This window comes from Leifsonia tongyongensis (assembly GCF_010686705.1).
Taxonomy (GTDB): Bacteria; Actinomycetota; Actinomycetes; order Actinomycetales; family Microbacteriaceae; genus Diaminobutyricibacter; species Diaminobutyricibacter tongyongensis.
Genome location: NZ_JAAGWY010000002.1, coordinates 75,559 through 87,271, shown reverse-complemented (window position 1 = coordinate 87,271; position 11,713 = coordinate 75,559). Strand labels below are relative to the sequence as shown.

Here is an 11,713-nt window from a genome sequence, read left to right as displayed (position 1 = left end):
CATGAGGCAAGGTGCGCCCGATCGAGCGCAGTTCCCAGCTTTCGCCGCATCCGGGAGCCTGTCCAAGACGCGTCGTCGACCGGTCGATAACCGACACCTATCGGTCGGTCGAATCAGGGTCTTGGACAGCCGGAGGCGTCCCCGGTCAGTCTGAGTGCGACCGGCAAACACGTCACGAAAGGGCAGAGAGCATGCAGAGACGGAAGTACGCGATCCTCGCGGTCTGTTGTATGGGCCTCCTCCTGGTGTCCATCGATAACACGATCGTGAACGTCGCGCTGCCGTCGATCGCGACCCAGCTCGGCGCATCCGTCCAGACCCTCCAGTGGACCGTCGACGCGTACCTGCTCGTCCTCGCCAGCCTGCTCATCCTCTCCGGTTCGCTCGCCGACCGGTTCGGGCGCAAACGCGTCTTCATGACCGGCCTGGCGATCTTCGTGTTCGGATCGGCGATGTGCGGCCTGACCATCAGCGAGACCTGGCTCGTCGCGTTCCGGGTGGTGCAGGCGATCGGCGGTTCCATGATGACTCCCGTCGCGCTCGCGATCGTCACCAACGTCTTCACCGGGCCGGGCGAGCGCGCGAAGGCGATCGGCTACTGGGCTGCCGCGAGCGGCCTCGGGATCGCGCTCGGGCCGCTGCTCGGAGGATTCCTGGTGGATGCGTTCGGGTGGCGGTCCATCTTCTGGGTGAACGTGCCGGTCGGACTGGCGGCGATCATCCTGACCGCCCGTCTGGTACCCGAGTCGCGGGCGCGCGCCCCGAGGCGATTCGACCCCATCGGCCAGGGGCTCGTCTTCCTGGTCATTGTCTGCCTCACCTTCGGAATCATCGAAGTGCCGGCGCTGGGCTGGGGCTCCCCGGTCATCTTCACCGTCTTCGAGCTGGCCGCGGCGGCCATCGTCATCCTGGTGCCGTACGAACTGCATCGCCGCCAGCCGCTCGTCGAGATCCGGCTCTTCACCAACCGCGCGTTCAGCGCCGCCTGGAGCACGACACTCGTGGGGTTCGTCGCCTTCGCCGGCCTGCTCTTCGCCAACACCTTCTACCTGCAGGACTCGAGGGGGCTCAGCGCTTCGGCGGCCGGGCTGCTCTCGCTGCCGCTCGCCGCGTCGGTGATCATCGCCGCCACCGTCTCAGGGCGTCTCGTCGCCAGGGGGAAGACCAGGGCCACGCTGGTCTCGTCCGGGATCGCGTTGACGGCCGCTCCCGTCATGCTCGCCTTCTTCGGGCCGACGACCCCTCTCGGCTGGATCGTCATCCCCTTCATCATCTTCGGAGCGGGCTACGGGCTGCTGAACGATCCGGTGAACAACACAGCGGTCTCCGAGCTGCCGAACGATCAGGCCGGCGTGGCCGCAAGCCTCGTCGCCACCTCGCGACAACTCGGTTCCGTGCTCGGCGTCGCGATCATCGGCACCTTGCTGAGCACCGGCCGACCGGCTGCACTCACCACCGTTCCGAGCGGATTCGGAGTGGCCGTCAGCGCGGTGCTCGCCGCGTGCGGGCTCGCCGTCGTCCTCATCAACCTGCTTCCCGCCCGGCGCTCCGCTCTCGTGCACCAGACCCCTCCCACGGCATCCATCGCCGCACTACGCCCCTGAGGACGTCAGCAATTCAGGAATTCCTGTGGCGAGAGTGACAACCACGAGCCCGACAAAGGCAAAAGGCCTGGTCGGATGTGCTGCTCACGCGCATCCGACCCCAAAGTTCCTGAATTACTGACGGCAACGCACCAAGACCGGGTGGCGCCTCAGGCGGCGACCCGCCGAAGCACGACCAGCGAACGGTCTGCCAGCGTGATCGTCGTCTTCTCCAGCGGTGCCGGCGCAGCGTCGGCCTGGGAGGTGTCCAGAAGCACCTCCCAGCGCAACGGCACCGCGCGCGGCGGAAGGGTGAACTCGACCGGCGCCGAGTCGGCGTTGAAGAACAGGATCACGTCGTCGTCGGTCAGCTGGTGACCGTCGGCATCCCGGCGTTCGAGGCTCTGGCCGTTCAGGAAGACGGTGATCGACTTGTTGAAGCCGGCCGACCAGTCCTGCATGGTCATTTCGACCCCGCTCGGAGAAAGCCAGCCGATGTCGGGCAGGGGGTCCCCATCCGCCCGGTCCACCGGTTTGCCGTCGAAGTAGCGGAGGCGCCGGAACGTCGGATGCTCGGAGCGCAGCTTCGCGACGGCAGCGGTGAACGCGATCAGTTCGTGGTCGGCCGTGTCCCAGTGCATCCACGTGAGTTCATTGTCCTGCGCGTACGCGTTGTTGTTGCCGTGCTGCGTGCGTCCGAGCTCATCGCCGTGGAGGATCATCGGCACGCCCTGCGACAGCAGCAGCGTCGCCAGGAAGTTGCGTTTCTGTCGCGCGCGCAGAGCGAGGATCGCCGGGTCGTCGGTGTCGCCTTCGACGCCGCAGTTCCAGCTGCGGTTGTCGTCGGTGCCGTCGCGGTTCTGTTCGCCGTTGGCCTCGTTGTGCTTCGAGTTGTACGAGACGAGGTCGGCGAGCGTGAATCCGTCGTGCGCGGTGACGAAGTTGATCGAGGCGCTCGGCCGGCGCCCGTCGTCTTCGTACAGGTCCGCCGACCCGGTCAGCCGGGAGGCGAACTCCCCCAGCGTCGCCGGCTGTCCCCGCCAGAAGTCGCGCACGGTGTCCCGGTATTTGCCGTTCCATTCCGTCCAGTTCGGCGGGAAGTTGCCGACCTGGTAGCCGCCGGGGCCGATATCCCACGGCTCGGCGATGAGTTTGACCTGCGAGACCACCGGATCCTGTGCCACGACTTCGAAGAAGGTGGAGAGTTTGTCGACGTCGTAGAACTCGCGCGCGAGCACCGAGGCGAGATCGAAGCGGAACCCGTCGACGTGCATCTCGGTGACCCAGTAGCGGAGCGAGTCCATGATGAGCTGCAGCGTGCGCGGCTGCCGAACGTTGAGGCTGTTGCCGGTTCCCGTGTAGTCGAGGTAGTAGCGGAGGTTGTCCGGGCTGAGCCGGTAGTACTCGCTGTTGTCGATGCCGCGGAAGCTCAGGGTCGGCCCGAGCTGGTTGCCTTCGGCCGTGTGGTTGTAGACGACGTCGAGGATCACTTCGAGCCCGGCCGCGTGCAGTGCGCGCACCATCTCCTTGAACTCGGCCACCTGGTGACCGGCGGCGGGGTCGGTCGCGTATGCATTGTGCGGCGCGAAGAAGCCGATCGTGTTGTAGCCCCAGTAGTTGGAGAGGCCTTTGTCCTGCAGGGTGCCATCGATCACGAACTGGTGCACGGGCATGAGCTCAATCGCGGTCACGCCCAGCTTCTGCAGGTGCTCGATGATCGCGGGATGGCCGACGGCCGCGTAGGTGCCGCGCTGTTCCGGCGGGATGTCCGGATGCAGCTTCGTCAGGCCCCGCACGTGCGCCTCGTAGATGATCGTGTCGCCGTAGGCGCAGTGCGGAGGCGTATCTCCCTCCCAGTCGAACGCCGGATCGGTGATGACGCTCAGCATTGTGAACGGCCGGGAGTCGTCGACGTTCAGTGCCGTCTCGTCACCCTGCTCGTACGAGAACAGCGCCGGATCCCAGCGGATGGCACCGTCGATCGCTCGCGCGTACGGGTCGAGGAGCAGTTTGCTCGGGTTGAAGCGCTGCCCGGATGCGGGGTCGTAAGGGCCGTGGACCCGGTAGCCGTAACGCTGCCCCGGCCCGACGCCGCGGAGGTAGCCGTGCCAGACCTGCGCATCCACTTCGGTCAGGTCGACCCGCGACTCACTGCCGTCGTCGCCGATGAGGCACAGTTCGACGCGTGTTCCGTTCTGGCTGAACAGCGCGAAGTTCGTGCCGTTCGGGTCAGCGGTCGCGCCCAGCGGGTAGGCGGAGCCCGGCAGCGTGTCCATGGGCACAGTATTCATGATCTACGAGAGGGTGGCAGCGGTCGAGGGCTGGGGGGCGAGGGATGCGCGACCGGGCAGGAATCCCGCGACGAGCATCCCGATGATGGCGACCGCGACCAGCGGAGAGAGGGCAAGCACGTAGTTGTCGTTCGGCCCGCTCACATTGAGCACGAGGAGGGTACTGACGATCGCGGTTCCGAAGGTCGACCCCAGGTTCGAGATGCTGCGCGAGAGCCCGGAGATCTCGCCCTGCTGTTTCTCCGGGAAGGCCGACTGCACCAGGTTCACGCTCGGGGTGAGCATGACGCCGAGGCCGATGCCGATCGCCAGCAGGCCCCACGCGAAAGCCCACGCGCCCGGCACCGCGCCGACGATGAGGAGCAGGATCAGTCCGACACCGGTGATCAGGAAGCCGGTGACGATGAGCGAACGCTGCGAGAACCGTTGCACCAGCCTGCCGGCGGCGAGCGACGACCCGAGGATGCCGATGGTCGCGGCGCTGAAGATGATGCCGGTCTCGATCGCGTCGTAGCCGCGCACGACCTGCAGGTGGCTCGCCACGAGCATCGACGTGCCCATCAGGAGCAGCCATTGCAGGTTCTGCGTCACCAGCCCGAGGTTCGACACGCGATTGCGGAACAGCTTCGTCGACAGCAGCGGCTCCTTGCCTCGTGCTTCGCGCCTGCGCACCCACCAGAAGAACAGGGCGATGATGGCGGCGCCGCCGATCATCAGGGCCAGGCACAACCACAGGTTGTTGTCGGCGGCGAGGATGCCGAGCACGAATACGATCAGGCCGAGCCCCGAGAGCACCGCCCCGACGAGGTCGTACGGCCGGCTCGGGTCGGCGGGCCGCGGGTCCTTCAGACGTATCGCGAGGATCAGGATGACCACGATGATGAGCGCCTGGAAACCGAATGCGGCCCTCCAGCTGATGTACGAGCAGATCCAGCCGCCGATCAGCGGCCCCATCGCGGCCCCCACACCTCCGGCCGCACTCACGATGCCGAACGCCCGCGCCCGGTCGGCGATGCCGGTCCAGTACATCGTCACCAGAATGTAGACGGGCGGGATGAGAAGGGCCGTACCGGCGCCTTCCAGGATCGAGTTGCCCAGGATGAGCAGCCCGAGGCCGGGCGAGAGCGCACTGACGATGGCGCCGGCTCCGTACACCGCGAGCCCGAGGACGAAGCACACTTTGCGCCCGAGCTGGTCGGTGAGTTTGCCGAACGGGATCATCAGGGCGGCCATCACCAGCAGGAACAGGGTGATCGAGATCTGAATGCCGTGGACCGTCGTATCCAGATCGCGGCTCATGTCGTTGAGCATCACGTTCATGTTCGACCCGGCGAACGAGCAGATGAACTGCGCGAGCGCGAGGGGAAGCAGGGTCCACCATCCGGTGGTCGTACGCGTCACCGCCGACGAAGTCACCATGCCGGGACGTTACCCCACCCAGCGCGCCGCCGGATCACCCCCTGAGGGTGATCGCTGTGGCCATCTCACCCTCCGGGTGACGAATCAGGTCCCTGGGTTGACTGGACGGTCTATGGCTGTGCAGGAGTACATTCTGAGGCACCCAATCGTGTGACGGGCTCCATTGTCCCCCACGTAGGGGGCACGTCAGTATCGGTTCTGTCACTTTCTCAATCGTGAATCGGAGCCGTAAATCATGAGCAACATCGCCTCAAGTCCGCTTGCCACTGCCGCGAAGAAGATCGGCGGGGCCTGGTGGATCCTGCTCATCGCCGGGATCGCCTGGATCGTGATCGGCTTCGTCGTCCTCCGCTTCGACACCTCGACCGTCTACGTGATCTCGATCGTGTTCGGCATCCTCCTCCTCCTCGCCGCCGGCAACGAGATCCTCCGTGCCACGGTCACCGTCGGAGGCTGGCGCGTCTGGCATATCATCTTCACGATCCTGCTCATCGTCGGCGCCGTCATCGCCTTCGTGAACCCCGGAGCAACTTTCGAGTCACTGGCGATCGTCATCGGCATCTACTTCGTGTTCGTCGGAACCTACGACATCATCTCCAGCCTCTTCAGCATCTCGCTCAGCCCCGTCTGGTGGCTGCAGCTGCTGTCCGGCATCGCCGAGCTCATCCTCGGCTTCCTCGCCTCATCCTCGTTCTCCTCCAGCGTCGTCGTGCTCGTCACCTACGTCAGTGTGCTCGCCATCTTCCGCGGCGTCGCAGAGATCGGGGCCGCCTTCACCGTCCGCCAGGCGACGCACAGCATCAGCTGACCGCAGGCGCGCACAAGGACCCATCGAAAGGAAAGAAGGAAACACCATGGCACTCTCGGATCACCTCAAGAAACTGTCCAAGCAAGCCAAGAAGGTCGAAGAGTCGGTCGACTCGTTCAACAAGGACACCGCCGACAAGATCAGCGAAAAGCGCGACGAGGCCAAGAAGTCGCTCGACGAGACGAAGGTCAAGATCGGCGACCAGATGAACGCCGACGCTGCCTCCGCGACCGCCTCGTGGGCGGCCATGCAGAAGTCCGTCTCCGACAGCTTCGACTCGATGCAGGCCGACATCGCCAGGAAGCGCGCAGAACACGCTGCGAAGAAGGCGGAACGCACTGCCGAAGACGCCGAAGCCGACGCGGAAGACGCTGTCGACTTCGCGGTCTATGCACTCCAGGAGGCGGAGTACGCCATCCTGGACGCCGCGTATGCACGCGACCAGGCCGACAAGCTCCAGAGCGCGCAGGGGTAGACGATCGAGCGGATGGGCGTGCACAGTTTCGGTGCACGCCCATCCACCCCGTCGAGCTCGTTCCGAACGGACGACCCCATGTCAGCAGAACAGTCCCAACCCCCCAGCCTCCTCCCGAGACTCACCGCAAACCTGCTCGCGACCGCCGACGACCTGCCGGGTCGGCTGGCCGAAACGATCAGGCGACGCGTGCCGAGCTACCGCCAGCCGTCGCTCGTCTCCGACCAGGAGCTCGACGACTCCTGCGCTGCACATGTCGGTTTCATCTCCTCGCTGGGCCAGCCCGATCCGGAACGCGACAAGACCATCAGGATGATCGGGGCGTCGCGTGCCCGGACGAACTTCCCTCTCCCCGACGTGCTCGACGCCATCCGGGTCGGCTCGGAGTTCATCTGGGGCGAGATCGTCGACCATGCGCGATCGTCCGGGACGGCATCCGACGCCGAACTCGTGACCGTCGCCGGACAGGTGTGGTCGATGAGCGACGAATTCGTAGGCCTCATGAGCGCCGGGTACCGCGAGGAACAGGATTTCCGGCTCATCAACGGGGAGCGCCTGCGGTATGCGCTCTGCGACACCGTGTTGAGCGGTCATGACCAGCCGACCGCGACCCTCTGGCAGGCCGTCGACAGGTTGGGGCTCCCCCGCGACCGGCCTTTCGTCGTCGTCGCGGTCGAAGCCCAGGGTGACGGCGAGGTCCCGACCCCACGCGTCGACAAGCGGCTGCGGGAAGACAAGATGGAGTCGGCGTGGCTGCTGCGCTCCGACGTCGAGCTCGGCATCGTCTCGTGCTTCCACGACCAGATCCGCGTGGTGCGCAAAGCGCTCCAGGGGTACGAGGTGCGCGCGGGGATCAGCCCGGTGACCGACGACTTCGGCCACACTCCGCAGGCCGTCCGGCTGGCCCGGACCGCGCTGGCAGCCTCGGATGCAGGCCAGGTGACGTTCTTCTCCGATTCGGCGATCAACACGATGGCCGCCGGCGCTCCGGATGTCGCGTCCGAGCTCGCCGGAATCGTGCTGTACCGCATCCTCGAGCTTCCCGACCTCGAGCGCGAGACGATCCTCGACACCGTTCGCACCTGGTTCAGCACCGGCGGATCGGTCGCGGAGTCTGCACGGCAGCTGTTCCTCCACCCCAACACGGTGCGCAACCGCCTCCGGCGGCTCGAGACCCTCACCAATCGAAGCCTCTCCGACCCGCGCCAGGCCGCAGAGGTGTATCTCGCCGTCGTCTCCCTTCCGCGACGCCCGGTCGGCTGAAACCCACTCACAGCATCCGTCTATGTCGATAGGAGACCCTCGAACCATGCCAGACAAGAAGACCGAGCGTGAATCGATCGACGATGTCGTCAAGCGACTGAAGAAGAAGTACCCGGATGTGGGCGGCAAACACATCGAGGAGATCGTCGAGGCGAACTACGCCACCTTCAAGCAGGCCAAGCTGCGGGACTACATCGCGGTCCTGGTGGAGCACGGTTCGAAGGTCACCATCGTCGCGGAGAAGCGCAAGAAGAAGTAGCGCCCTCGCACTCGTTGTTTCCCGCCGCACTCGTTGTTTCCCAGCGCACTTCGTTGTACGCGTGCGGTCGTGCGCAATTAGTGCGCGGGGCCGCCGCTGATCAGCTCGCGCATCTCAGCCAGGTTCGCCTCCGACTGGGCGAGAAGGATTCGCAGCCTCTCGATCGTCGCAGCGCTGGCTGCCGCATCCGCGCCCTCGGTCCCGCCATCGGCCTCGGCCTCGGCCGCGGACCGCGCCGTCTCCGTCGCCTCAGCGGTCTCCCCTTTGGGCGACCCCAGGAAGACCGTGGCCAGGTATCCGGTGAAGGTGCCGAAGATTCCGACGCCCACCACGATGATGAGCGATCCGATGATGCGTCCCGCCTGGGTGACCGGATACTGGTCGCCGTAGCCGACCGTCGAAATGGTGACGATCGTGTACCAGAGCGCATCCGAGGCAGTGGTGATGTTCGCTCCCGGCGCGTTCTCCTCGACGCGGAGCACCAGAAGGCTGCCGAACTGCAACACGAAGACACCCATCAGCAGCAGGACGTACAGGGCGCTGCCGGCCCGGTCCCTGATAAGGGTGCGACCGACGGTGCGGATGCCCACCTTGCGAAGCAGCCGATAGACCCTGACCAGGCGGAAGACGCGCAAGATCTTGAACTGCGGAAACGGCAGGCTGGCGAGCAGGTCGGCCCATCCGAAGTGCCGGAAGAAGTAGGCGCTCCGCGACGGCGCGGTCACTATCCGGTAGGTGAAGTCGATCAGGAACACCCCGCTGAAGATGGCGTTCATCACCTCGATGACCTGATTGAGCGCGGGGTCCCTGAGTAGGTACAGGAGGCCGATGTTGACGATCGAGAGGATCGACAGGATGCCGATGAAGATCTCGTATCCGGTGCTCTTCAGTTCACTGCGCTGCTTCTTTGCCATGGCTGGATTGTGGCACGCAGCCACGCCACGGGGATGGCCGAGCATCCGAATTGTTCATCTCCGATGGGGAACGGGGGTCTGGTCCCGGCCCCATGACGGGGTACAGAATGGGCGAGCGTGACGGCGGTCGTCCGATCGCCGCCGGTCGCGAATCGGAGGGGACGCCATGCCGAATGGAAAGCCGAACATTCTGGTCATCTGGGGGGATGACATCGGGATCACCAATCTGAGCGCCTACAGCGACGGCCTGATGGGCTACCGAACGCCCAACATCGACCGAATCGCAGAAGAAGGGATGCGCTTCACCGACTCCTACGGCGAGCAGAGCTGCACGGCCGGCCGCTCCTCGTTCATCACCGGGCAGAGCGTCTTCCGTACGGGGCTGAGCAAGGTGGGCATCCCGGGCTCTGATCTCGGCCTGCGGGCCGAGGACCCGACGATCGCCGAAGTCCTCAAACCGCACGGGTACGCGACCGGCCAGTTCGGCAAGAACCACCTGGGCGACAAGAACGAGTTCCTGCCGACGCTCCACGGGTTCGACGAGTTCTACGGCAACCTCTACCACCTGAACGCCGAGGAAGACCCTGAGGCGGTCGACTGGCCCTCGCCCGAGGACTTCCCCGGGTTCAACGCGATGGCGCGGCCGCGCGGCGTCATCCATTCCTGGGCGTCCGATGATGACGACGACACCGTTGACGGTCGGTACGGGCGACGCGGCAAGCAGCGCGTCGAAGACACCGGTCCGCTGAACAGGAAGCGGATGGAGACCGTCGACGACGAGTTCGCCGACGCCGCCAAAGACTTCATCGGTCGCGCCGTCGCGGCAGAGACGCCGTTCTTCGTCTGGATGAACACCACCCACATGCATTTCCGAACGCATCCGAAACCGGAAAGCATCGGGCAGGCCGGGCGCTGGCAGTCCGAATACCACGACACGATGATCGACCACGACGAACTCGTCGGATCGCTGCTCGACCAGCTCGACGAACTCGGCATCGCCGACGACACGATCGTGATCTACTCGACCGACAACGGCCCGCACATGAACACCTGGCCCGACGCCGGCATGACCCCGTTCCGCAGCGAGAAGAACACCAACTGGGAGGGCGCCTTCCGGGTTCCCGAGATGATCCGCTGGCCCGGTCACATCGCAGCCGGCGTGGTCTCGAACGAGATCGTCCAGCACCATGACTGGCTGCCCACGTTCCTCGCGGCGGCCGGCGACACCGACACCGTGGATGCGCTGAAGGCCGGCAAGACGATCGGCGACAAGACCTTCAAGGTGCACATCGACGGCTACAACCTCCTGCCCTACCTGACCGGCGAAGTGGAGAAGAGCCCGCGGCCGGGCCTCGTCTACTTCTCAGACGACGGCGACGTGCTTGCGATCCGTTACGACAACTGGAAAGTCGTCTTCATGGAGCAGCGCGTCCAGGGCACCCTGCAGATCTGGGCCGAACCGTTCGTCCCGCTCCGGGTTCCCAAACTGTTCAACCTGCGCACGGATCCGTTCGAACGTGCCGACGTCACCTCCAACACCTACTACGAGTGGATGCTCGAGAACGACTTCCTGATCTTCGCCGCGACGGCGCTGACCAGCCAGTTCCTCGCGACCTTCGAAGAGTTCCCGCCGCGTCAGCGTGCGGCGACGTTCAGCATCGACCAGGCAGTGGAGAAGCTCCGCTCCTTCCTCGCGGGAGGCTGACCTGACGACCGAGGCAGTCCGCGCATCCACCGATTTCGTGCGGGTGGACGGCGGCGAATTCACGATGGGCTCCGACCAGCACTACCCCGAGGAGGCGCCCGCCCACCGCGTGCGCGTCGAGGGGTTCCGGATCGCCCGCACGACGGTCACCAACCGCGACTACGCGGCGTTCGTGCGCGCCACCCACTACCGCACCGTGGCCGAGCGCCCGCTCAACCCGGCCGACTTCCCGGATGCACCGGCCGAGAACCTGGTGCCCGGTTCGATGGTCTTCACGGGAACTCCGGGGCCGGTGGATCTCCGTCATCTCAGCCAGTGGTGGGCCTGGACTCCGGGGGCGAACTGGCGCAGGCCGTTCGGGCCTGGGTCGAGCGTGGGTGACCGCCCGGAGCATCCGGTCGTGCACATCGCGTACGAGGATGCGCAGGCGTACGCAGAGTGGGCGGATGCGCGACTGCCGACCGAGGCCGAATGGGAGTTCGCGGCCCGCGGCGGCCTCGAGGCCACACGTTTCACGTGGGGCGACGAACCGGAGGCCGCCGGGGAGGCGCGCGCGAACTACTGGCACGGCGACTTCCCGTGGCGTGCCGCGCCGGGCTACGGGTCGACGGCGCCGGTCGGGTCGTTCCTGGCGAACGGCTTCGGGCTCTTCGACATGGCCGGCAACGTGTGGGAGTGGACGTCCGACTGGTACCAGGGACATCAGGGCGACGAATGCTGTATCCCGGCGAACCCGGTCGGCGGCTCGCGCGAAGGGAGCATCAACCCGGCCGAGCAGTTCGCCGTGCCGCGGAAGACGGTGAAGGGCGGCTCCTTCCTATGTGCGGACAGCTACTGTCAGCGCTACCGGCCGGCCGCCCGCCGTGCCCAGATGATCGACACCGGGATGAGCCACATCGGGTTCCGGCTCGCCGGCCGACTGACGATTACCCTTGCCGAGTCGTCACGAACCCCCTTCTGAGCGCGCGTTTCGGTGACTTCGCGACGACTCGACGG

General features: G+C 65.9%; 10 protein-coding genes. 7 read left to right on the top strand and 3 right to left on the bottom strand.

What is annotated here, in order from left to right; translation table 11 throughout:
• Nucleotides 1-11: 11 nt before the first annotated feature.
• A complete protein-coding gene (locus tag G3T36_RS08390) occupies nucleotides 12-1,604 on the top strand; it encodes an MFS transporter (protein ID WP_338031518.1) in 1,593 nt (530 codons plus the stop codon).
• 149 nt (nucleotides 1,605-1,753) lie between these two features.
• Here G3T36_RS08390 and glgX read toward each other — a convergent pair whose 3' ends face one another.
• Together glgX and G3T36_RS08380 are read right to left on the bottom strand one after the other, a co-directional pair.
• On the bottom strand, nucleotides 1,754-3,859 hold the full coding sequence (glgX, locus tag G3T36_RS08385) for a glycogen debranching protein GlgX (RefSeq protein ID WP_163289270.1): 2,106 nt from the start codon (nucleotides 3,857-3,859) through the stop codon (nucleotides 1,754-1,756).
• A gap of 18 nt (nucleotides 3,860-3,877) precedes the next feature.
• The gene (locus G3T36_RS08380; RefSeq protein WP_163289268.1) at nucleotides 3,878-5,293 is read right to left on the bottom strand and encodes an MFS transporter; all 1,416 of its coding nucleotides are present in this window, start codon (nucleotides 5,291-5,293) and stop codon (nucleotides 3,878-3,880) included.
• A gap of 235 nt (nucleotides 5,294-5,528) precedes the next feature.
• Between G3T36_RS08380 and G3T36_RS08375 the strand changes: the two genes are divergently transcribed.
• The 4 genes from G3T36_RS08375 (at nucleotide 5,529) to G3T36_RS08360 (ending at nucleotide 8,098) form a co-directional block, all read left to right on the top strand.
• Nucleotides 5,529-6,101, top strand: coding sequence for an HdeD family acid-resistance protein (locus G3T36_RS08375; RefSeq protein WP_163289266.1), 573 nt, complete (start codon nucleotides 5,529-5,531; stop codon nucleotides 6,099-6,101).
• A gap of 46 nt (nucleotides 6,102-6,147) precedes the next feature.
• A complete protein-coding gene (locus tag G3T36_RS08370) occupies nucleotides 6,148-6,576 on the top strand; it encodes a hypothetical protein (RefSeq protein ID WP_163289264.1) in 429 nt (142 codons plus the stop codon).
• Nucleotides 6,577-6,654: 78 nt separating this feature from the next.
• Nucleotides 6,655-7,839: a PucR family transcriptional regulator gene (locus G3T36_RS08365; protein ID WP_163289262.1), complete on the top strand. Its 1,185-nt coding sequence runs from the start codon at nucleotides 6,655-6,657 to the stop codon at nucleotides 7,837-7,839.
• A 46-nt stretch (nucleotides 7,840-7,885) separates the two neighbouring features.
• Nucleotides 7,886-8,098 (top strand): three-helix bundle dimerization domain-containing protein, encoded by a 213-nt coding sequence (locus tag G3T36_RS08360; RefSeq protein WP_163289260.1) that lies wholly within the window; start codon nucleotides 7,886-7,888, stop codon nucleotides 8,096-8,098.
• A gap of 77 nt (nucleotides 8,099-8,175) precedes the next feature.
• Here G3T36_RS08360 and G3T36_RS08355 read toward each other — a convergent pair whose 3' ends face one another.
• Entirely contained in the window at nucleotides 8,176-9,012 is an 837-nt protein-coding gene (locus G3T36_RS08355) for an ion transporter (RefSeq protein ID WP_163289258.1), read from the bottom strand.
• Nucleotides 9,013-9,178: 166 nt separating this feature from the next.
• Here G3T36_RS08355 and G3T36_RS08350 point away from each other — a divergent pair, with 166 nt between their 5' ends.
• Both G3T36_RS08350 and G3T36_RS08345 read left to right on the top strand, forming a co-directional pair.
• A complete protein-coding gene (locus tag G3T36_RS08350; RefSeq protein WP_163289256.1) occupies nucleotides 9,179-10,717 on the top strand; it encodes an arylsulfatase in 1,539 nt (512 codons plus the stop codon).
• Nucleotides 10,653-11,678 (top strand): formylglycine-generating enzyme family protein, encoded by a 1,026-nt coding sequence (locus tag G3T36_RS08345; RefSeq protein ID WP_491047482.1) that lies wholly within the window; start codon nucleotides 10,653-10,655, stop codon nucleotides 11,676-11,678. The genes G3T36_RS08350 and G3T36_RS08345 overlap by 65 nt, the downstream gene beginning before the upstream one ends.
• The last annotated feature ends 35 nt before the right edge of the window (nucleotides 11,679-11,713 follow it).

Coding starts and splice junctions, on each gene's coding strand:
- glgX (WP_163289270.1), bottom strand. CDS start 3,859: ATGGACACGCTGCCGGGCTCCGCCTACCCGCTGGGCGCGACCGCTGAC.
- G3T36_RS08360 (WP_163289260.1), top strand. CDS start 7,886: ATGCCAGACAAGAAGACCGAGCGTGAATCGATCGACGATGTCGTCAAG.
- G3T36_RS08350 (WP_163289256.1), top strand. CDS start 9,179: ATGCCGAATGGAAAGCCGAACATTCTGGTCATCTGGGGGGATGACATC.
- G3T36_RS08355 (WP_163289258.1), bottom strand. CDS start 9,012: ATGGCAAAGAAGCAGCGCAGTGAACTGAAGAGCACCGGATACGAGATC.
- G3T36_RS08375 (WP_163289266.1), top strand. CDS start 5,529: ATGAGCAACATCGCCTCAAGTCCGCTTGCCACTGCCGCGAAGAAGATC.
- G3T36_RS08365 (WP_163289262.1), top strand. CDS start 6,655: ATGTCAGCAGAACAGTCCCAACCCCCCAGCCTCCTCCCGAGACTCACC.
- G3T36_RS08370 (WP_163289264.1), top strand. CDS start 6,148: ATGGCACTCTCGGATCACCTCAAGAAACTGTCCAAGCAAGCCAAGAAG.
- G3T36_RS08380 (WP_163289268.1), bottom strand. CDS start 5,293: ATGGTGACTTCGTCGGCGGTGACGCGTACGACCACCGGATGGTGGACC.